The sequence below is a fragment of the Massilia hydrophila genome, assembly GCF_020208145.1.
Classification (GTDB): Bacteria; Pseudomonadota; Gammaproteobacteria; order Burkholderiales; family Burkholderiaceae_D; genus Telluria; species Telluria hydrophila.
Genome location: NZ_JAHYBX010000006.1, coordinates 48,557 through 69,238, shown reverse-complemented (window position 1 = coordinate 69,238; position 20,682 = coordinate 48,557). Strand labels below are relative to the sequence as shown.

Sequence of the window (20,682 nt, the reverse complement as noted above, 5' to 3'; positions counted from 1 at the left end):
GAATCTCGACACTAGAGGGCGCAAAGCGACACTTCGGCAAGATCTTTCTTAAAATTTATCAATATTGCCGATTGAAAAGTGCAATTGCCTTCGTTACAAGCGCGTTATGCGTAATCAAGCGTTTTTCAGGAGAGGATTGTCTTAATTTCTGTAAAGTTTTCCGACATGAGGCACACCGGAAGGCAAGACCAGGCACCGCTGCGGCATCTCATGCAGTGCCATTACCAAGACCCCGCGCCATCGCGGCCGCCAGGACGGGAATGATCGCCAGCACCAGCAGCTCGCCCATCAAGATCCGGCGCAGCCGGCCGAGTTCATCTTGCGCTGGAACGAAAGCGCTATCGGCTTTCAAGCTTTTCTGCCAGGCCGCGATGCGCATGCTGGGCCGGATCGACAGCAGCCCGACCACGCCGAAAGCGGCGATCTTCGCCCAGAACACTGGATTATGCAGGTAGAAGTCCGGTCCTTTCGCGCCGAACCAGACGCGAATGAAGCCGGCGGCCAGGATCGACAGCGCCAGCAGGCCGTAGGCGGCATCGACGCGTCCCAGCAACCGTACCGTTCCGGAGGACATGGCAGCCGGCCGCGCCAGCGCCAGTTGCGCGGCCAGCACGGCCGCGATACCGAATACGATCAGGTGGTGGAGGCTGGCAAGGAGGAAGTCGCTCATGGTGGCACCGGTCGTCGACGTGCGCATACTGTACACGTGTTCCGCGCCCGCCCGGTGCCCGGCGGCGAACCAATCGGGCGTGTGCCGGTCTCATTCCCACAGTCATTTTCACGTACTCGAAGTGGCGCTACCCGATCCGCGTGGGGTTGAGCCTGTCGGCTTGTTCAACGCCGAGCGTAGGGTGAAACGGTCATGAACGGAACGCGAGCGCAGCCGTTCAAGCGCGTCTTCCGGACGCCTCAGTTCCAGCCCATCAGGCAGGGCGGCACCAGCAGCAGCAAGGCCAGCACCAGGTAGATCAGCTGCAGCGGGATCATCCACCTGGCCCAGGTCAGCCAGGGAATGCGCGCCAGCGCCAGCACCCCCACCGTGATGCCGGAAGTCGGGATCATTGGCGTCGACAGTTCGCCCAGCTGGAAGGCGAGGATGGCTGTCTGGCGCGACACGCCCACCAGGTCCGCCAGCGGCGCCATGATCGGCATGGTCAGCGCGGCCTGGCCGCTGCCGGAGTGGATGAAGAAGTTGATCACCGACTGGATCAGGTACATTTTCTGGGCGGCGAACACCGGATGACTGGACTGCACCAGCGGCATCAGCTCGTGCAGCATGGTGTCGATGATGTGGGCGTCGCGCGCGATCACCATGGTGGCGCGCGCGATCGCGATCACCAGCGCGGTGGGCGCCAGGTCCTTCACGCCCTGCATGAAGGAGGCCACCCAGTCATCGGCCTTGATGCGCCCGACCAGGCCGACCACGATCGCCATCGCGAGGAACAGGGCCGCGATCTCGTCGATGAACCATTCGTAGCGCACCACGCCGATCACCATCGTGCCCAGCGTGAGGGCGAAGATCGCCAGCACCGCCGCATGGCGCCCAGTCATGCGCTCGTGTTCATGGGTGCCCGGGTCCGGCATGTCCTGGCGTTTGCCCTGGTCCAGTACATAGGTCGGGCTGAGCGCCGGATTGCGCTTGACGCGCGCCGCGTACCACATCAAAAACAGCACCGTCACCAAAGTCGCGCTGGCCCATACGACCAGGCGGTAGCCCATCCCCGAGAACACCGGCACCCCGGCGATGCCCTGGGCGATGCCGACGTTGAAGGGGTTCAGGAAAGCCGCGCCGAAGCCGACCTGCGAGCCGAGAAAAGGAATCGACACGCCGGTGACGGTGTCGTAGCCCAGCGCGAGCGCCAGCGGCACGAAGATCAGGATGAAGGGGATCACCTCCTCGTTCATGCCGAAGGTGGCGCCGCCCAGCGAGAACAGGGTGACGAAGACCGGGATCAGGAGCGTGCGCACCAGCGGCGAGCGGGTATGGGCGCGCGCGATCGAACGGATCGCGGTGTCGATCGCCTCGGTCCGCTGCAGCACCGCGAAGGCGCCGCCGACGAACAGCACGAAGCCGATGATCTGCGAAGACTCCACGAAGCCCTTGATCGGCGCCTTGAGCAGCGCTACCAGCCCTTGCGGTGCGCTTTCGACATAGTGGAAGGAGCCTGGATCGACCAGCTGGCGGCCATTGACCAGGTGGGTGTCGTACTTCCCGCCCGGGACCAGCCAGGTGGCCAGCGCGATCAGCGCCAGGATGGCGAACAGCAGCACGAAGGTGTTGGGCATTCGGAGGCGCATGGACTCACTCACTCACTGGCTTAACAGGGGACCGGAACGGAAGGGCGTCGCGCCCGCGATTTTACAGACCTGCATGCCGCGCATCAGGTGGCGGTGGGCCGTGCTGGCGAACAGCAGGCCCTCCTGCGATGCGCGCAGGGTAGCGGTGGCGCCGCTGACCGGATTGACGATGTCGGCCACCGCTTCGCCGGCCACGACGCGTTCGCCCAGCGCTTTCAGGAACACCAGCACCCCCGATTGGGGCGCATGCAGCGGCTCGACGCCTGCCAGTGGGGTGGGGTCGCATTGCGGCGCCGGCAGCGCGGCGACCGGGATGTCGAGCAGGCCCTCGCGCGCCAGGAACTGCAGCAGGGCCTGCGCATCCTGCTCGGCGTAGTCGTAGCGCACGTCCATCTCGCCGCGCAATTCGACCGTCACGGCGACGCAGGCCGGGGGAACCGGCATGTGCGGACCGAAGTGCGCGGCCAGGTCCCACCACAGGCGGCTGCAGGCTTCGTCGAAAGGCGCACCCCCCGAAGCGTCCGCGAGCAGCAGGGCGCGCGCGCCCAGCAGCGCGGCCAGCGGCGCCGCCCGCTCGGCCAGCGCCGCGCCCGCATACACGTGCAACAGGCCCTCGTTATCGCAGTGCAGGTCGAGCACGACGTCGGCGTCGATCGCCATCGACAGCAGGGTCTTCTTCAGCAGCTCGACATTGTCCTGTGGCTCCCAGCGCGCCACCGCGGCGCGCGCCTCGTGGCGGATCGCGGCGACGTTGGCCTGCGGGTCGGAACCGAGACGCCCGGCCAGCGTCTCCTTGAGTTCCCCCGCGACGTGCAGGAAGGCGCGGTTGAAGTTGATGCCGGTGCCGAGGTCGAAGCGACCGAAGGGCGCGCCGTGCACCACTTGCGACAGGCCGATCGGATTGGCGGCCGGCACCAGCACGATCTCGCCCTTGATGCGTCCCTCGGCATCGAGCCGCTCCAGCGCGCGCCGCAGGAACTGCGCCACCAGCATGGCGGGCACTTCATCGGCATGCAGCGCGGCCTGGATGTAGGCCTTCCTGCCGCTGCCGGGCGTCCCGTAGTGGCAGGACACGAGCTGGTGGATGGCGACGCCCTGCTCGGTCGCGATCGGATGGGTCTGTATATGCATGCGGGTTCTCCACTGGCTGGCAGGGGCTGCTGCTCCGCTGCCGGAAACGTCATGTCGGTTTTTTTACACAGGCTGAGTGGATGAAAGAATATTTTCAAATTCCTGTTGAGTTTGCCACAGAAGGTGATTACATTTGGCAAATATTTTGAAATTTGCATGTCATAAAGAAAAGCGACCGAGACAACATGCCTGCGCCCGCCCGATCCAATGCTTCACCCGACATCGGCTTCGCCGAGTCCACGCTCGGCCAGTCGCTGCTGCGCATGCTGGCCGAAGGCTCGGCCTCGAACCGGGCGATCGCCGACCACCTGCTGCGCAACCAGGTGCGCGTGACCGCACTCGGGATCGAGGAGCTGGCCGACGCCTGCGAAGTCTCGACCGCCACCATCAGCCGCTTCGCGCGCGACCTGGGCTTCAAGAACTACGCGGCGATGCGAAGCGCGGTGGCCGAGACCTTGCAGTCGGTGTTGCAGCCGGTGGAGAAGCTGCGCAGCACCATCGCGCGCCGCGCCGCATCGCCCGCGCTGGAGAGCCTGGGTTATGCCGAAGCGGGCATCATCGCCACCAGCCGCGCGCTTACCAAGGACGAGCTGGATCGCATCGGTAGCGTCCTGATGCGCGCGCGCACCGTCTATGTGCTCGGTTTCGGCCTGTCCACCTTTCTTGCCGGCGCGCTGGCCATGCATCTGCAGCCCTTCTGCCGCCACGTGGTCGAAGTCGCCGCGGCCGGCGGCACCGAAGTGGCGGCCAGCCAGCTGGCGACCGTCACCGACAAGGACGTATTGGTCGTGATCTCGCTGCCGCGCTACACGCTGGCGGCGGTTTCCCTGACCCGCTTCGCGCGCGACAGCGGCGCCACCGTGGTTTCGATCACCGATTCACCCGCCTCGCCGCTGGCCGAACTCGGGCACCACGTGCTGTATGCGCACAGCGCGCATCCAGTGCTGCCCAGCAGTTCGAGCGCGGCCCTGGCCATCATCGAGGCGCTGGCCGTTTCCCTGATGACCTCAAACAAGGCCAACGTCGCCAAGGCGGCCCGCCACACCGAGGCAATCGCCGCCTATCTGTATGGCGAGCACCAGATTCGTACCGGCAGCACGCAGAAAAAAGAGGGCGCCCGCAAGCGCCAGTCCGTGAAGAAGTCCTGAGCCATCACCAACAGGGAGCAATGCATGAGCAAGCACATTTCGAGTACCTTGCGGCCGACCATCCTGGCCGCGAGCGTCGTGGCCGCACTTGGCCTGATGGCACAGCAGGCCTGGGCCCAGGCCACCTTGCAGCCGGACGTGCCGAAGATCCAGCGCGTGGAAGTCACGGGCTCGCTCATCAAGCGTCTCGACACCGAGGCGGCGCTGCCGGTGGAAGTGATCTCGCGCGAAAACATCGACAAGATGGGCGTCACCACCGCCGCTGAACTGGTGAAGAACATCAGCGCCAACACGGCGCCCCTCACGGACGGCCCCAGCATCTCGGACTCGACCTCGGGCCAGCGCGGCTTCAACGGTGCCAACATGCGTGGCATCGGCGTGTCCTCGACGCTGATCCTGCTGAACGGCCGCCGCCTGGCCAACTTCGCTTCGCCCGGCGACAACGCCGGCGTCGACCTGAACAACATCCCGGCCGGCGCCATCCAGCGCGTCGAGGTGCTCAAGGACGGCGCTTCGGCGATCTACGGTACCGACGCGATCGGCGGCGTGATCAACTTCATCACCCGCAAGGACTACACCGGCATCGACCTGGCCGCATCGGCCGCCGGCACCCAGCACGGCGGCGCCGGCAAGCGCACCGTCAGCCTCAGCGGCGGTACCGGCGACCTGGCCACCGACCGCTTCAACGTCTGGGGCGTGCTCGACGTGCAGCAGCTCGACGCTCTGCGTTCCGGGCAGCGCAGCTTCATCGCCGAGCGCGCGCTGGCCACCACGCTGCCGGCCCAGATGTCGAGCAACACCTTCCCGGCCAACGTCGACATCTCGGCCGCGCAGCGCAGCGCCCTGATCGCCGCCGGCCTGCTGCCGGCGGGGAGCCGGGTCAGCCGCGTCAACCCGAGCGCGCCCAACTGCAACCCGCCCGCCACCGTGTATGCGGCCCAGGGTCCGGGCGGCGTGGCCGGCTGCAGCTACGACTACATGGAAGACACCGAGATCTATCCGGATTCGCGCAAGCTCGGCTTCATCGGCCGCGCCACCTTCCAGCTCGATGAGAACAACCAGCTGTTCGCCGAGTTGGTGCAGACCGAGGCCACCACCAAGTACGTGCTGTCGCCGAACCCGGTCCGCATCCGCAACCTTCCGGTCGCCATCCTGCCGGAAGCCTACCGCCGCGCCCTCACCGGTCCCGGCCTGCCCGCCACCTTCAGCGGCATCCGCTACCGCATGAAGGAAGCAGGCAACCGCAGCAACGAGGTCACCAGCGAAGGCCAGCGCCTGGTGCTGGGCGCCACCGGCAACGTGAAAGGCTGGGACTACGACCTGGCCCTGGCACGCGCCGAGAACCGCGCCGACGACCGCTACTTCGACGGCTACGTCCTGTTCGACAAGTTCGATGCCGCCGTGCGCAGCGGCACCGTGAATCCGTTCGCACCCTCGTCCCAGGCCGGACTGGACCTGATCAACTCGATCAAGGTCGACGACGTGGCACGCAAGGCCAAGGGCGTATCGACCTCGATCGACGGCAAGATGTCGCGCGCCCTGGCCACGCTGGGCGGCGGCGACCTGGCCCTCGCCGTCGGCGGCGAATTCCGGCGCGAGCACCAGATGTTCAACCCGTCGCAGCTGCTCGTATCGAACAACATCGCCGGCGACCGCGACAGCACGGTGCCGGCCGGCGAGCTGCTCGAGGTCGAGACGGCCGACAACACGCGCAAGGTCGGCTCGGTGTTCGCCGAGATCAATGCGCCGTTCACCAAGGCGCTGGAGATGCAGTTCGCGCTGCGCTACGACCACTACAGCGAAGTCGGCTCCACCACCAATCCGAAGGTCGGCCTGCGCTGGCAGCCGAATACGACCTTCCTGCTGCGCGCCTCGGTGGGTACGGGTTTCCGCGCGCCTTCGCTGTCGGACCTGAAGCGTCCCACCATCTTCGGCACCTCGGCCGGCATCCTGACCGACCCGCAGTGCGTGGCGCAGGAAGGCAGCATCGACCTGTGCACCGACCAGTGGGGCGTGGAGCGCCGCTCGAACCCCGACCTGAAGCCGGAAAAATCGCGCCAGTTCACACTCGGCACCGTGTTCGAGCTGAACAAGCGCACCAACTTCTCGATCGACTACTGGAATATCGAGAAGAAGGACGTGATCAGCACCCTGGGCGAGCAGGTCATCATCGAGAACCCGGCCGCCTATAACGGCAAGTACATCGAGCGCGACGAAGACGGCTTCATCTCGAACATCCTCCTGATGAAGGAAAACCAGGGCCGCCTGAAGACCTCGGGCATCGACATCGCGGCCGACTGGCGCAGCGAGCGCGGCGCCTGGGGCCGGTTCGGCGTGAACCTGTCGGGTACCCGCATCCTGAAGTACGACCGCCAGTACGGTCCGTCCGAGCCCTTCCGCAGCAACCTGGGCGTGTTCCTGAACGACCAGGCGATCCAGAAGTGGCGCCACCGGGTCAGCTTCGAGTGGGACGGCGGCCCGGCCACCCTGACCCTGGCGAACCAGTACTCATCGAGCTACACCGACCAGAACACCACCTACGACCCGTTCACCGACACGCTGCTGGCGCCGAACCATGTGAAGGCCTATTCGCTGTGGGACCTGACCGGCAGCTGGGCCATCACCAAGCAGCTCAAGCTGCGCGCCGGCGTGCTGAACCTGCTGGACAAGGATCCGCCGTTCTCGAACCAGGCCTATTTCTTCCTGGCCGGGTACGACCCGAGCTACACCGATCCGCGCGGGCGCAACGCCTTCGTCAGCGTGAACTACGCGTTCCGCTAAGCGAGGCCCCATGCTGAAAAGCCTGTGTTTCGCGCTGGCGCTCGCCGGCGCCTCCGCTTCCGCAGCCGTTACGGCAGAGGGCTTCGGCGGCACTGCCGCCGAAGCCCCTCCGAAGGGATCGCTGGTCATCATCGGCGGCGGCCTGCGCGCCGAGAATGCCGCCGTGTGGCAGAAGATCGTGGACCTGGCGGGCGGCAAGGGCGCGCGCATCGCCGTGTTCCCGACCGCCGCCCAGAACCCCGCTTTCGAAGGGAGCAAGGCGGCCGAGAACCTGAACCGCCATGGCGCCCGGGCCTTCGTGGTACCGCTGGCGCCCAAGCTTGCAGGGAGCGACGCGCGCAAGGCGGCCGAGGACCCGGCGATCGCGGAGGCGGTGCGCGGCGCCGGCGGCGCCTTCTTCACCGGCGGCGACCAGGCCCGCATCACGGGTTCGCTGCGGCGGCCGGACGGCGGCAACAGCGCGGTGCTCGATGCGCTGTGGTCGATGTACCGGCGCGGCGGCGTGATCGCCGGCACCAGCGCCGGCGCCGCGATCATGAGCAGCACCATGTTCTACGATCCGCCGCTGGACGTGATCCCGGTCCTCAAGCACGGGGTGGTGGACGGCAAGGACATCGCGCCCGGCCTGGGCTTCATCGGCGAGGACGTGTTCATCGACCAGCACCTACTGGTGCGCGGCCGCTTCGCGCGCATGCTGCCGGTGATGCTGGCCAAGGGCTACAAGCTGGGACTGGGGATCGACGAGAACACCGCCGCCGTGGTCGGACCCACGCGCGAGGTGACGGTGGTCGGCTATACCGGCGCGCTGGTGCTGGACCTGACCGACGCCGGCAGCGACAGGGCCAAGCCCCTGTTCAACCTGTCGAACGCGCGCGTCAGCTACCTGGACAACGGGGACCGTTTCAACCTGGTCGATCGCAGCTATACGCCCGGTCCGGGCAAGGAGCCGGTCGACACGCGCCTGCGCGAGCACCGCGAGGCGCTGTTCTATACCGACATCCTGGGCAATACCTCGATCGTCAACCTGCTCGAGAAGCTCGTCGACAGCAAGCTCGAGCGCGCCACCGGCCTGGCCTTCGAAGGACCGGCCAGCCGGGCGCCGGAACGCGGCTTCGAGTTCACCTTCACCCGCGTGCCGGACAGCCGCGAGTACGTGACCAACCGCGAGGACGCCTGGTCGATCTACCGCATCCGGATGGACGTGCGGCCGGTGCGGATGCAGCAGCCGCTCTACACGGTGGAATGAAAAAAGGCCGCCCTGGCAATGCCAGGGCGGCCTTCGTGTTCCGCGCGCAGGGATCAGCTCTTGAGCAGCGGCTTGAGGTACTTGCCGGTGACGCTGGCCTTGTTCTTCGCCACCTCTTCCGGCGTGCCGCTGGCGACGATCTGGCCGCCGCCTGCGCCGCCTTCGGGCCCCAGGTCGACGATCCAGTCCGCGGTCTTGATCACATCGAGGTTGTGCTCGATGATGGCCAGCGTATTGCCCTGGTCGCGCAGGCGGTGGATCACCTTCAGCAGCAGGTCGATGTCGGCGAAGTGCAGGCCGGTGGTCGGCTCGTCCAGGATGTACAGGGTACGCCCGGTGTCGCGCTTGGACAGTTCCAGCGACAGTTTGACGCGCTGCGCCTCGCCGCCCGAGAGCGTGGTCGCGCTCTGGCCCAGCTTGATGTAGCCGAGGCCGACATCCAGCAAGGTCTGCAGCTTGCGCGCGATGACCGGCACCGGCTTGAAGAACGCGTGCGCGTCTTCCACCGTCATGTCCAGCACTTCGGTGATGCTCTTGCCCTTGTAGTGCACTTCCAGCGTCTCGCGGTTGTAGCGCTTGCCGTGGCAGACGTCGCAAGGCACGTACACGTCCGGCAGGAAGTGCATCTCGACCTTGATCACGCCGTCGCCCTGGCAGGCTTCGCAGCGGCCGCCCTTCACGTTGAACGAGAAGCGGCCCGCCGAGTAGCCGCGTTCCTTGGCGGTCGGCACGGTGGCGAACAGGTCGCGGATCGGCGTGAACAGGCCGGTATAGGTCGCCGGGTTCGAGCGCGGGGTGCGGCCGATCGGCGCCTGGTCGACCGAGATCACCTTGTCGAAGTGCTCCAGTCCGTGGATCGCATCGTGCTCGGCCGGTTCGGTTTGCGAGCCGTACAGGTGGCGCGACAGGGCCGGATAGAGGGTGTCGTTGATCAGGGTCGACTTGCCGGAACCGGACACGCCCGTCACGCAGGTCATCAGGCCCACCGGCAGGGTCAAGGACACGTTCTTCAGGTTGTTGCCGCGGGCACCGGTAATCACCAGCTGGCGCGCCGGATCGGCCTTGGTGCGCTTCTTCGGCACGGCGATCTTGCGGCGGCCGTCCAGGTACTGGGCAGTCAGCGAATGCTCGCTCTGCATGATCTCCGGCAGCGAACCGGCCGCGATCACGGCGCCGCCATGCACGCCCGCGCCCGGCCCCATGTCGACGATGTAATCGGCGGTGCGGATCGCATCCTCGTCGTGCTCGACCACCAGCACCGAGTTGCCGATGTCGCGCAAATGCTTCAGGGTCGCGATCAGGCGGTCGTTGTCGCGCTGGTGCAGGCCGATCGAGGGTTCGTCGAGTACGTACATGACGCCGGTCAGGCCGGAACCGATCTGCGAGGCCAGGCGGATGCGCTGGGCTTCGCCGCCGGACAGCGTATCGGCGCTGCGGTCGAGCGACAGGTAATCGAGGCCGACGTTGTTCAGGAACTTCAGGCGGGCCGTGATTTCCTTGATGACGCGCTCGGCGATGTCCCGCTTGGCACCCGACAGTTCCAACGTCTCGAAGAAGGCCAGAGTGTCGCGCAGGGGTTTATCGGACACCTCGTAGATGGCGCGCTGCTGCGCGCCTTGTCCGATTTTCACGTAACGGGCTTCGGTACGCAGGCGAGCGCCTTCGCAGGCCGGGCATTTCTTCTCGTTGATGAACTTGGCCAGCTCTTCCTTGACCGCCATCGAATCCGTTTCCCGGTAGCGCCGCTGCAGGTTGTTCACCACGCCTTCGAAGGTATGCTCGCGGATCACGGTGCGGCCGCGCTCGTTGACATAGCTGAACGGGATCGTGGCCTTGCCGGAACCGAACAGCACGGCATCCTGGGCCTGCTTCGGCAGCGTGTCGAAGGGCTTGTCGAGGTCGAAGTCGTAGTGCGCCGCCAGGCTCTGCAGCATCTGGAAGTAGAACTGGTTGCGCCGGTCCCAGCCCTTCACGGCGCCGGAGGCCAGCGACAGGTGGGGGAAGGCGACGATGCGCTTCGGATCGAAGAACTCGATATGGCCGAGGCCATCGCATTCCTGGCAGGCGCCCATCGGGTTGTTGAACGAGAACAGGCGCGGCTCGAGTTCCTGCAGCGAGTAGCCACAGACGTTACAGGCGAACTTGTTCGAGAAGACGGTTTCCTTTTCGGTGTCCATCTCGTAGGCCACGGCGCGGCCGTCGGCCAGGCGCAGCGCGGTCTCGAAGCTTTCGGCTAGGCGCTGCTTGATCTCCGGATTGACCTTGACGCGGTCGATCACGACGTCGATGCTGTGCTTCTCGGTCTTTTTCAGTTTGGGCAGGTCGTCGATCTCGACGATCCTGGCCGCGTTGACGCCGCTGGCGACGCGGAAGCGCACGAAGCCCTGGGCCTGCATGGCCTGGAACAGGTCGGTATGCTCACCCTTGCGGCCCACCACCACCGGGGCCAGGATCATCAGCTTGGTGCCTTCCGGCATGGCCAGCACGGCATCGACCATCTGCGAGACGGTCTGGGCCGCCAACGGCTCGTGCGGGTGCTGCGGGCAGTAGGGCGTGCCGACGCGCGCGTAGAGCAGGCGCAGGTAGTCGTGGATCTCGGTGACGGTGCCGACCGTCGAGCGCGGATTGTGCGAGGTCGCCTTCTGCTCGATCGAGATGGCCGGCGACAGGCCTTCGATCAGGTCGACGTCCGGCTTTTCCATCAGTTGCAGGAACTGGCGCGCGTAGGCCGACAGCGACTCGACGTAGCGGCGCTGGCCCTCCGCGTACAGCGTGTCGAAGGCGAGCGAGGACTTGCCCGAGCCGGACAGGCCGGTGATGACGATCAGCTTGTTGCGCGGCAGGTCGAGGTTGATGTTCTTCAAGTTGTGCGTGCGCGCACCGCGAATTCGAATTTCTTCCATTAAGTTTTTGAAGTCTTTCTGTCAGTTTGCGGGGCCGGCACACGAAGAGCGGACGCGGTGGGCGGGCCTGTCGGGAGAACCCATTAGTGTAGCTCGTTTTTCGAAGTGCTGTACATGCATCCAGCACTTTGGTGCCGGAAGGCGACGTTTCGATGCCAGCTTCGCATCGTCCGGCAGGGGGCGAAAAACGGGGTGTGTCCTAGGTGGGTCGCATCCGCTGCTGTTCAATGACAAAGCGGCCAGCCGGGCGAAATTTTTTTGGACCGGGTGGTTCAAAGCCTGTTCGGGACTTGTCAACCAGGCTCAAAGGTGCGTGTGCAAATGGCGCAAAAAATCTCTTTTTTTCGCTGCTCATCGGCCCCATAATAGTTAGCTGCAGCACTACGTTCCCTGACGTTGAGCACCCACGCAGAGTCAGGGCTCTACAAAATTTACTGGAGTATCAACATGGCATCAGTCAACAAGGTCATCATCGTCGGCAACCTGGGCCGCGACCCGGAAATCCGCTACATGCCGAGCGGCGACGCGATCGCGAACATCGCGGTGGCCACCTCGTACAAATCGAAGGACCGCCAGACCGGCGAGCAGAAGGAACTGACCGAGTGGCACCGGATTTCCTTCTTCGGCCGCCTGGCCGAGATCGTCGGCCAGTACCTCAAGAAGGGCTCCTCGGTCTACGTCGAAGGCCGCCTGCAGACCCGCAAGTACACCGACAAGGACGGCATCGAGCGCTACGCAACCGACATCATCGCCGAGAACATGCAGATGCTGGGCGGCCGCCAGGGCATGGGCGGTGGCGACAGCATGGGCGGCGGCATGGGCGGCATGGATGACGGCGGCTACGAGCCGCAGCAGCGTCCGGCACCGCGCCAGGCGCCGCCGGCACCGGCAGCGCGTCCGCAGCCGCAGCGTCCGGCACCGAATTTCTCGGACATGGATGACGACATCCCGTTCTAATCGAGCCTAAACATACTTTTGTTGGTCAGAAGACCTCTTCTCTCTATGAGAAGGGGTCTTTTTCTTTATCCACATCAATTTCTAAATTTGGTTTCACCACCATTTAATCGCGCTGAATCAGATTAGTGAGTAGGTGACGCAATTCATCGCCAAACATATCCATTTTTGCTTTGTTGCGCAAATCAGGCTGGGGCAGCGTGGAATCATAGGCCTGGGAGCCTGAACGGATGAAACCAGCTCGACAGAAGTACCGCGCGACAACTGGAAGACGTACAAAAAAGCGTCGAAGTCACGCGGCCCGCTGCTCATCTGGCCCGACCTTGACGATGAGGTGCCACGGCCAGCCGAGCGGCAAGCGCGGGTAAAGCCAGACGTTCAGCGATAAGATGATCCGGTTCTGCCTGAGCATCAAGTGCTTCATCAATGTACCACTGCGCCAGGCTATGGGCATGGGCAAAGCCCGCTGCGTCTGGGTGGGCTCGATTGGCTGGTGCCGGACTATGGCGATGGCGCTTACGACACGAAGGACAGCCATGAAGCCATCGCTTTGCGCGCCGCGCATGCCATTAGGCTGACCCGCAAGAACGTCAAACCCTGGAAGACGAATCGCTACAGTGCCGATGCACGGAACTGGAAGAAGTGAAGAATAGCGCCAGCTCGGCCTCTGCTCAACTTGCTTATCAAAGGCGTTTAGAGTGCGAACTTGACGATGGAAACAGCGACGATCAGAGCAATAAACGCTAACGAGAATCGTCTTTGCGTCCTGTCGGTCGTGCCGATTGCCATCGCAAGTTGAATTACGATGATGAGCACCACCAACGTAAACAGGAATACGGTCCGGTTCCCAGAGGGATCCTCGATTGCCCCCGCAGAAATCGAAGGATCCAATTCCTCTACCCAGTCATATTTCCTTGGAGAGAAAAGGAGAGCGACGAGCAAGCCGAAGATCGAAAATACATGACCCAATATTCGCAGTAAGCTTCGCATGCCAATACCGCCATTAATTTAAAAGCCTTGAAAATCGCGGCCAGAAATTCACAATAAAATTTCCATAGCTCATATTCTTCTTGATTTGGTCAAGTGAGAGCGATATGCCGCGGTTATAGCGCGCGCCAACGATACGCACCTGCTCCATGCCAAGAAGCGGGCGCGTCTGCTGCAGCTTGTCGTGGTCGATGAGTTGCCTTAGATGACGAGCTACAGTATTGATATTAAACACGTCCTGCTGAAGACAATTTGCCAGCTGGCGCAGTTGCGCCGACGACATTTTGGCCGGATCGATCCCCATCGTATGGGCTGCAGTTCGAAGCTGCATGCTAACAGAACCGAAGGATGTTTTTGTTGGCAGACTGGTAACAGTCTGCTTATCTACTAGAGGGGGGCCGCTCCAGTCAAAAGTTCGTACTTCAAAGGCAATACGATCGATAGAGTTTGGATCACCCCCTACTTCAATCCAACATACGCCTGCGAGCAACTCGGGAGGGAAGCCCTCACGGGTCGCGGCTGCCCTGATCGCGTTCTTGTTCTGCTTAACCCAAGCGTCTTTAAACCGCTGAATATATGCTCTACCACCGCCCAATGTTGAAGGGAGCGTCTTCCATCGCACCAGATCTGTGAATCCCCACTTAGGATGATCATTTTTTGACGCACTACAAGATAACTGTTCCATAAAAATCCTTAGGAAAGTCACAGGAACTGACAATAGTGAAAAATAGTAAGAGCATCGCAACGCCCGCAGCAGCGACCCTTTGAGCAGATTATGACGTGCTGCGTTCCATCCCTGTTTGCCAACCGCCAACCTTCTAGTCTTTTTGTTTCATCATTTATCCAAAAATCAAAGGTGCGGCGGCCGACCATTTGAGATTCTGGCTTCGACCTGAATACTTTACGTCAAGGCAAGCCCGGACATCTAGATCCCTCGGATCTACATTTGCAAACCAGCTGCAACTTGAGTGGTCCTTCGACGAAAGCTACGGCACCGTCTGTCTAGATCTTTTCTTGGGTGTTGTCCCCTCGGACTATTGAAAGGTCCGCTTCTGGCCGAAAGTCGAAGGTCGGAATTGCTCAATGTACGGTATTGCTGTCCGCACAATTAAGGAGTTTTGTTAGGGGTATTTATTCGTGGCCGGGAACACCCTTGTCCGGCTCGTCGGGAATCACATACACGTCGCCCGCCGTCGCCCCCGCCTCGTGCTTCCTGGCCCGCAGGTCGCGGTAGACCGCGGCGCGCATGATGGTCATCGATACCACCGGCGCCGTCATCAGGATGAACACCGAGATGATGAGCTCGTGGATAACGAGGCGCGACTGCGCGGCCGTGAAATACAACATCGAGGCCAGCAGCAGGCAGCCGGTGCCGAGGGTGATGCTGATCGCCGGGCCGTGGATGCGCTGGTAGAAGGTCGGCAGGCGCAGCAGGCCGAGGGCGCCGATCAGGACGATGCTGGCACCCAGCACCAGCAGCAGGGCCACCGGCAGCGCGGCCCAGGCCGGGATGTGCTCGATGCCGCCCAGCAAGCCGCTCATTCGATGACCTCCCCGCGCATCAGGAACTTCGCCATCGCCACCGTCGAGACGAAGCCCACCAGCGCGATCAGGATCGCCCATTCGAAATAGACCTGGGTGCCGAAGCGGATGCCCAGCACCACGGCCAGCAGCATGCCGCACATCCATAGCGTATCCAGCGCCAGCACCCGGTCGTGCGCCGAAGGACCGATCAGCAGGCGCAGGGCGCAGAAGCCCATCGCCAGCAGCACGCACACCATCGCGTAGGCGATCGCCAGTTCAAGCAGGGTTTCCATGGTCCTTCTCTCCTTCGAAAATCTCGATCAGCGGGCGCTCGTAGCGGCGCTGGATGGTATCGATCCACCATTGGCGGTCGTGCAGGTCGAACACGTGCAGCGACAGCTCGTAGCGTTCCGGCAGGATCTCGACCCAGACCGTCCCCGGCGTCATGTTGATCAGGCAGGACAGCATCGCCAGGCCGTAGGGGTCGCGCAGCGTCAGCGGCACCCGGATGAACTGCGCGTTCACGGTGCTGTGGTCGCGTACCAGGATGATGGCGCAGACGTTGAAGCAGGAGCGCACCACTTCGACCGAGGCCATCGTCATCAGGCGCAGGAAGGTGACGGGCGCGCGCAGGCGCGGATAGCCGAAGGGCTGCAGGCGGCGCGTCAGCAGCGGGATGGCGAAACCGAGCGCGGCGCCGAACAGCAGGTTGGCCGGATCGAGGGTCTGGTTGAGCAGCAGCCACAGCGCGCACAGGCACAGCGACACCACCGGGTGGGGCAGCCAGGGCATCATGGCGCCTCCCCCGCTGGACTTGCCTGCGGCGCCGGTACCGGCGCCGTGCCGCGCACCTGTCCGATGTACAGGGCGGGGCGGTGCAGGTCCGCGCTGGCGCGGCCGAGGTAGTCGAGCACCGGCTGCGCCTGTACCGTCATCAGCACCGAGACGGCCAGCAGCGCAGCCACCGGCAGCACCTCGGCGCTGTGCAGGCGCGGCGGGCCGAGGATCTCGGCGGCCCAGAAGGTACGCACCCCGAAGCGCATCAGCGAGATGATCGCCACCAGGCCCGACACGATGACGAGCGCCATCAGGCTCCAGCCGCGCGCACCGACCGGCGCCGCCTCCAGGCCCGGGTTGACCAGGGCGTGGAACATCCCGAACTTGGCCACGAAGCCCGACAGCGGCGGCAGGCCGGCAATCATCAGCGCGCAGGCAGCGAAGGCGAGCGACAGGAAGGCCATCGCGGCCGGCACCCCGCGCCCCTTGGGCTCGGCCGGCGTGTCCTCGACCGCGTAGGCTTCCATGGTCAGGGCCAGCATCGCGGCGCCGGGCGTGCGGATACGGTCGATCAGCTCGATCAGGAGGACGAAGGCGGCCAGCGCGATGGTGGAAGCGAGGAAGTAGTACAGGCCGGCCGCGACCAGCGAGGCCTGGCCGTAGCCGATCACGGCCAGCAGCGTGCCGGAAGAGACGATCGCCGCGTAGCCGGCCATGCGCCCGGCGGTGTCGGTGGCCAGCATGCCGGCCGCGCCGAACACGATGGTCGCCATGCCGCCCCACAGCAGGGCATCGTAGCCGTAGCGCGCCAGTTCGCCCGCGCCGTCCGGGAACACCAGCAGCCAGATGCGCAGGACGACATAGGCGCCGACCTTGGTCATCAGCACCAGCAGCGCCGCCACCGGCGGCGAGGCGGCCGAATAAGTGGTGGGCAGCCAGGAACCGAGCGGCCACATGGCGCCCTTGACCAGGAAGGCCAGCGCCAGCACCGCCGCCCCGACCTTGAGCAGGCCGACGCTGTGCGCGGGCAGGCTGCCCACGCGCGCCGCCAGGTCGGCCATGTTCAGGGTGCCGGTGGTGGCGTAGATCAGCGCCACCCCGGTCAGGAACAGCAGGGCCGCGACCAGGTTGACCGCGATGTACTGGATGCTGGCGCGCAGGCGCGCCACGTTGTAGCCGTGCAGGACCAGGCCATAGGAGGCGGCCAGCATCACCTCGAAGAACACGAACAGGTTGAACAGGTCGTGGGTCAGGAAGGCGCCGTTGATCCCCATCAGCAGGAACTGGAACAGCGAATGGAAGTGCACCCCGATCCGGCTCCAGCGCGGCTGCGCATAGTGCAGCGCGGCCAGGGCCAGCAGCGCGGTCAGCACCAGCATCAGGGCCGACAGGCGGTCGGCCAGCAGCGCGATGCCGAACGGGGCGGCCCAGTTGGCGGCGAGGTAGATAGCCATGCCGTCCGGCCAGGCGCGGTCGGCCAGCAGCACCAGCGCCAGGGCGTTGGCCAGCAGCCCGAGCACCGACGCGTAGCCGAGCGCGAACTTGAAGCGGTGCCGGCCCTCGGTAAGCGGCACCAGCAGTGCGCCGCACAGCAGCGGCAGCAGCACCGGCACGATGAGCAGGTGGCGGGTCCAGTCGAGGCTCATGCGTCCGGCTCCTCGCCGTCCACGTGGTCGGTGCCGGTCAGGCCGCGCACCCCGATCATCACCACCAGGTAGAGCGCGGTGGTGGCAAAGCCGATCACGATCGCGGTCAGCACCAGGGCCTGCGGCACCGGGTCGGCCAGCAGCGCCGGATCGGGCGTGGTGCCGGCCGGCGTGAGCGGCGGCCGGTCCACCTCCAGGCGGCCCATCGCGAAGATGAACAGGTTGACGGCATACGACATCAGCATCAGCCCGGTGAGCACCTGGAAGCTGCGCGGACGCAGCACCAGCCAGATGCCGGAACCGAACACGATGCCGATGGCGAGCGAGAGCACGATTTCCATCAGCCGATCTCCTTGGCGGGCGGGATGCTGGCCAGCACCGCGCTGCGGCTGGCGCTGGCCGGGATGCGCCGGCTGCGCAGCGACTGGTGCGCCAGCGCCACCAGGATCAGCATGGTGGTGCCGACCACCACCAGAAACACGCCGAGGTCGAACACGAAGGCTGTCGGCACGTGCAGCTCGCCCAGCAGCGGCAGCGTCAGGTGCGCCGTATGGCTGGTGAGGAAGGGATAGCCGAGCAGCCAGGCTCCCAGGCCGGTACTGCAGGCGATGATCAGGCCCCAGCCGATCCAGCGGTGCGGGCGCAGGCGCAGGTGCGACTCGACCCAGTCGGTGCCGGCCACCATGTACTGCACGATCAGGGCGGTGGCGAAGATCAGGCCGGCCACGAAGCCGCCGCCGGGCAGGTTGTGCCCGCGCATGAAGAAGTACACGGAGAGTACGCCCATCACCGGCAGCAGGAAACGCAGGTACACGGCCTGCACCATCAGGTAGCCGTCGCGCGCCTGCTCGCCCGGCTTCTGGCCCACCGCCGGATCGACGTCGCTGGCCTGCTGCACCGGGATGGCGATGCTTTCCGGCGCCGGGCGGAAGCGGCGCAGCAGCGCGTACACGGTGAGCGCCACCGCCGACAGCACGGTGATCTCGCCCATCGTGTCGAAGCCGCGGAAGTCCACCAGCAGCACATTGACCACGTTCGCGCCGCCGCCTTCGGCCAGGGCGTGGCGCATGAAAAAGTCGCGCAGGTCGGTGGTCGCCCCTCCCTGGGGCAGGCTCAGGACCGCGTAGCTGGCCGCGGCCAGGCCCAGGCCGCCGGCCACGGCAATGAGAATGTCGCGCGAGCGGCGCAGCCAGGTCGCGCCCGGGACCCGGCCCTTCAGGTGGGCCGGCTGGAAGCGCGGCGGCAGCCAGCGCAGGCCGAGCAGGACCAGCACCGTGGTCACGGTCTCCACCATCAGCTGGGTCAGGGCCAGGTCCGGCGCCGACAGCCACAGGAAGGTGGCGCTGGTGGCCAGGCCGGTGCCGCCCACCAGGGCCAGCGCCGCCAGCCGGTGGTACTTGGCCTTCCAGGCCGCGGCCACGGCGCAGCCGGCGCCGATCAGCCACAGCAGGGCAAACAGCGGATGCAGCTCGCCCAGCGCGCCCGCCAGCTGGAAACCGGCGATGCCGGGCACCGGCCAGGCCAGCAGCACGGGCACCGCCACCATCATCGCCGTCAATACCAGCAGCTGCGGCTGCAGGCGGCGGGTACCGGTATGGCGCACCAGCCAGGACGCGCCCTGCGCCAGGCCGAGCATGATGTTCTCGTAGAGCTGGGCGCCTTTCAGGCGGTGCAGCACCGGCACCCGGTCGCGCTGCGCCAGCTCGAAGCGGTTGCGCAGGATGAGGTAGGCGACGACGCCGCCGCCCAGTGCGATCACGCTCATCATGAGCGGCAGGTTCAGGCCGTGCCAGATCGCCAGGTTATATTCGGGCATGGCGCGTCCGAGCACGGCCTGCGCGGCCACCGCCAGCACGTCGCCCACCACGCGCTCGGGCATCACGCCGACCGCGATGCACAGCAGGACCAGGAGCTCGATCGGCACCCGCATCCAGCGCGGTGGCTCGTGCGGCTCCTCCGGCAGGTCGTGCGCCAGCGGCCCGAAGAACACGCTGATGAAGCGCAGCGAATAGATCACGCTGAACAGGCCCATCAGCGCGGCCGCCACCGACATCCACCAATTCTCGCTGCCGCCTACCACCAGGGTCTCGGTGAAGAACATCTCCTTCGACAGGAAGCCGTTCAGCAGCGGCACACCGGCCATCGCGGCGCTGGCCACGATGGCCAGGGCGGCCGTGTGCGGCATGGCGCGCTTCAGGCCGCGCAGCATGCGCATGTCGCGCGTGCCGGTTTCGTGGTCGACGATGCCGACCGCCATGAACAGCGAGGCCTTGAACACCGCATGGTTCATGGTATGGAAGATCGCCGCCACCACCGACAGCGGCGTGCCGATGCTGAGCAGGACCGTGATCAGGCCCAGGTGGCTGATGGTGGAATAGGCCAGCAGGCCCTTCATGTCGTGCTGGAAGATCGCGAACAGGGAACCGAGCAGCAGCGTGCACACGCCGGCACTGCCCAGGATCCAGGTCCATTCCTCGGTGCCGGCCAGGGCCGGCCACAGGCGGATCAGGAGGAACACGCCGGCCTTCACCATGGTAGCCGAGTGCAGGTAGCTCGAGACCGGGGTCGGCGCCGCCATCGCGTGCGGTAGCCAGAAGTGGAAAGGGAATTGCGCGCTCTTGGTCAGCGCGCCCAGCGCCACCAGGGTCAAGGCCGGTACGTACCAGGCATGGGCGCGGATCCGGTTGCCCGCCCCCAGCACTTCCTGCAGGTCGTAGCTGCCGGCCATGTGGCCGAGCAGCAGCATCCCGGCCAGCAGGCACAGGCCGCCGATGGTGGTGACGGTGAAGGCCATGCGCGCGCCGCGGCGCGCATCGATGCGTTCCTGCCAGTAGCCGATCAAGAGGAAGGAGGTGACGCTGGTCAGTTCCCAGAACACCACCAGCTGGATCAGGTTGCCCGACAGGACCACGCCCAGCATGGCGCCCATGAAGGCCATCATGTAGGCGTAGAAGCGGGGCACCGGATCGCGCCGCGACATGTAGTAGCGCGCATACAGCAGCACCAGGGCGCCGATGCCGAGCACCATGATGGCGAACACCCAGGCCAGGCCGTCCATGCGCAGGTGGATGTCGAGTCCGAGGCCGGGCAGCCAGGCATAGCGCTCGTTCAGCACCGTGCCGCCGGCGATCCCGCTGAACTGGGCGATGGCCAGCGCCAGGGCCGCCAGGGTGGCAATGCCGGCCACAAGCGCCGGGCGGTCGCGCGAATCGGATGGCATGCAGGCCGCGACGAAGGACGCGCCGAAGGGGAGGAGCAACAGGAGCAGCAGGAGCATGGTTCAGCTC

At 65.3% G+C, this 20,682-nt stretch carries 15 protein-coding genes and 1 pseudogene; 5 read left to right on the top strand and 11 right to left on the bottom strand.

Translation table 11 applies throughout. The features are described 5' to 3' along the window. Positions 1–208: 208 nt before the first annotated feature. The 3 genes from LE190_RS15075 to LE190_RS15065 all read right to left on the bottom strand — a co-directional run bounded on the left by LE190_RS15075 (position 209) and on the right by LE190_RS15065 (position 3,429). Positions 209–670: a DUF2214 family protein gene (locus tag LE190_RS15075; protein ID WP_225239467.1), complete on the bottom strand. Its 462-nt coding sequence runs from the start codon at positions 668–670 to the stop codon at positions 209–211. Positions 671–909: 239 nt separating this feature from the next. Further along, a complete protein-coding gene (locus LE190_RS15070; RefSeq protein ID WP_225239466.1) occupies positions 910–2,298 on the bottom strand; it encodes a YfcC family protein in 1,389 nt (462 codons plus the stop codon). A gap of 12 nt (positions 2,299–2,310) precedes the next feature. Continuing rightward, positions 2,311–3,429 carry a succinylglutamate desuccinylase/aspartoacylase family protein gene (locus LE190_RS15065; RefSeq protein WP_225239465.1) on the bottom strand — a complete coding sequence of 373 codons (1,119 nt, stop codon included), beginning with the start codon at positions 3,427–3,429 and terminating at the stop codon, positions 2,311–2,313. 185 nt (positions 3,430–3,614) lie between these two features. Here LE190_RS15065 and LE190_RS15060 point away from each other — a divergent pair, with 185 nt between their 5' ends. From LE190_RS15060 to LE190_RS15050, 3 genes are read left to right on the top strand one after another with little or no spacing between them, the layout of a single operon-like run. Further along, the gene (locus tag LE190_RS15060) at positions 3,615–4,577 is read left to right on the top strand and encodes a MurR/RpiR family transcriptional regulator (protein WP_225239464.1); all 963 of its coding nucleotides are present in this window, start codon (positions 3,615–3,617) and stop codon (positions 4,575–4,577) included. Positions 4,578–4,601: 24 nt separating this feature from the next. Then, the gene (locus LE190_RS15055) at positions 4,602–7,358 is read left to right on the top strand and encodes a TonB-dependent receptor (RefSeq protein ID WP_225239463.1); all 2,757 of its coding nucleotides are present in this window, start codon (positions 4,602–4,604) and stop codon (positions 7,356–7,358) included. Between the two features lie 10 nt (positions 7,359–7,368). Then, entirely contained in the window at positions 7,369–8,604 is a 1,236-nt protein-coding gene (locus LE190_RS15050; protein ID WP_225239462.1) for a cyanophycinase, read from the top strand. 53 nt (positions 8,605–8,657) lie between these two features. On the opposite strand, the gene uvrA is transcribed toward LE190_RS15050, so the two are convergent. Further along, on the bottom strand, positions 8,658–11,507 hold the full coding sequence (gene uvrA, locus LE190_RS15045; protein WP_225239461.1) for an excinuclease ABC subunit UvrA: 2,850 nt from the start codon (positions 11,505–11,507) through the stop codon (positions 8,658–8,660). A gap of 447 nt (positions 11,508–11,954) precedes the next feature. On the opposite strand from uvrA, the gene ssb reads away from it, so the two are divergent. Continuing rightward, positions 11,955–12,464, top strand: a complete 510-nt coding sequence (gene ssb, locus LE190_RS15040; protein WP_225239460.1) for a single-stranded DNA-binding protein — start codon at positions 11,955–11,957, stop codon at positions 12,462–12,464. Between the two features lie 227 nt (positions 12,465–12,691). Continuing rightward, positions 12,692–13,095 (top strand): annotated as a pseudogene (locus LE190_RS22155) (transposase); the annotation flags it as partial. A gap of 369 nt (positions 13,096–13,464) precedes the next feature. Here LE190_RS22155 and LE190_RS15030 read toward each other — a convergent pair. From LE190_RS15030 to LE190_RS15000, 7 genes are all read right to left on the bottom strand, one after another. Further along, positions 13,465–14,133: a hypothetical protein gene (locus LE190_RS15030; protein ID WP_225239459.1), complete on the bottom strand. Its 669-nt coding sequence runs from the start codon at positions 14,131–14,133 to the stop codon at positions 13,465–13,467. A gap of 446 nt (positions 14,134–14,579) precedes the next feature. After that, positions 14,580–14,990: a monovalent cation/H(+) antiporter subunit G gene (mnhG, locus tag LE190_RS15025; protein ID WP_307734711.1), complete on the bottom strand. Its 411-nt coding sequence runs from the start codon at positions 14,988–14,990 to the stop codon at positions 14,580–14,582. Beyond that, entirely contained in the window at positions 14,987–15,265 is a 279-nt protein-coding gene (locus LE190_RS15020; protein ID WP_224948097.1) for a K+/H+ antiporter subunit F, read from the bottom strand. The genes mnhG and LE190_RS15020 overlap by 4 nt, the downstream gene beginning before the upstream one ends. Continuing rightward, entirely contained in the window at positions 15,249–15,767 is a 519-nt protein-coding gene (locus LE190_RS15015) for a Na+/H+ antiporter subunit E (RefSeq protein ID WP_225239458.1), read from the bottom strand. Before LE190_RS15015 ends, LE190_RS15020 begins: the two co-directional genes overlap by 17 nt. Then, the gene (locus LE190_RS15010; protein WP_225239457.1) at positions 15,764–17,395 is read right to left on the bottom strand and encodes a monovalent cation/H+ antiporter subunit D; all 1,632 of its coding nucleotides are present in this window, start codon (positions 17,393–17,395) and stop codon (positions 15,764–15,766) included. Before LE190_RS15010 ends, LE190_RS15015 begins: the two co-directional genes overlap by 4 nt. Next, positions 17,392–17,736, bottom strand: coding sequence for a Na+/H+ antiporter subunit C (locus tag LE190_RS15005; protein ID WP_224948094.1), 345 nt, complete (start codon positions 17,734–17,736; stop codon positions 17,392–17,394). The genes LE190_RS15010 and LE190_RS15005 overlap by 4 nt, the downstream gene beginning before the upstream one ends. Beyond that, a complete protein-coding gene (locus LE190_RS15000) occupies positions 17,736–20,672 on the bottom strand; it encodes a monovalent cation/H+ antiporter subunit A (RefSeq protein WP_225239456.1) in 2,937 nt (978 codons plus the stop codon). The genes LE190_RS15005 and LE190_RS15000 overlap by 1 nt, the downstream gene beginning before the upstream one ends. Between the last annotated feature and the right edge of the window lie 10 nt (positions 20,673–20,682).

Bases quoted from the DNA above. Each gene is read 5' to 3' on its own strand.
- LE190_RS15075 (WP_225239467.1), bottom strand. From the start codon at position 670: ATGAGCGACTTCCTCCTTGCCAGCCTCCACCACCTGATCGTATTCGGT.
- LE190_RS15070 (WP_225239466.1), bottom strand. From the start codon at position 2,298: ATGCGCCTCCGAATGCCCAACACCTTCGTGCTGCTGTTCGCCATCCTG.
- LE190_RS15065 (WP_225239465.1), bottom strand. From the start codon at position 3,429: ATGCATATACAGACCCATCCGATCGCGACCGAGCAGGGCGTCGCCATC.
- LE190_RS15060 (WP_225239464.1), top strand. From the start codon at position 3,615: ATGCCTGCGCCCGCCCGATCCAATGCTTCACCCGACATCGGCTTCGCC.
- LE190_RS15055 (WP_225239463.1), top strand. From the start codon at position 4,602: ATGAGCAAGCACATTTCGAGTACCTTGCGGCCGACCATCCTGGCCGCG.
- LE190_RS15050 (WP_225239462.1), top strand. From the start codon at position 7,369: ATGCTGAAAAGCCTGTGTTTCGCGCTGGCGCTCGCCGGCGCCTCCGCT.
- uvrA (WP_225239461.1), bottom strand. From the start codon at position 11,507: ATGGAAGAAATTCGAATTCGCGGTGCGCGCACGCACAACTTGAAGAAC.
- ssb (WP_225239460.1), top strand. From the start codon at position 11,955: ATGGCATCAGTCAACAAGGTCATCATCGTCGGCAACCTGGGCCGCGAC.
- LE190_RS15030 (WP_225239459.1), bottom strand. From the start codon at position 14,133: ATGGAACAGTTATCTTGTAGTGCGTCAAAAAATGATCATCCTAAGTGG.
- mnhG (WP_307734711.1), bottom strand. From the start codon at position 14,990: ATGAGCGGCTTGCTGGGCGGCATCGAGCACATCCCGGCCTGGGCCGCG.
- LE190_RS15020 (WP_224948097.1), bottom strand. From the start codon at position 15,265: ATGGAAACCCTGCTTGAACTGGCGATCGCCTACGCGATGGTGTGCGTG.
- LE190_RS15015 (WP_225239458.1), bottom strand. From the start codon at position 15,767: ATGATGCCCTGGCTGCCCCACCCGGTGGTGTCGCTGTGCCTGTGCGCG.
- LE190_RS15010 (WP_225239457.1), bottom strand. From the start codon at position 17,395: ATGAGCCTCGACTGGACCCGCCACCTGCTCATCGTGCCGGTGCTGCTG.
- LE190_RS15005 (WP_224948094.1), bottom strand. From the start codon at position 17,736: ATGGAAATCGTGCTCTCGCTCGCCATCGGCATCGTGTTCGGTTCCGGC.
- LE190_RS15000 (WP_225239456.1), bottom strand. From the start codon at position 20,672: ATGCTCCTGCTGCTCCTGTTGCTCCTCCCCTTCGGCGCGTCCTTCGTC.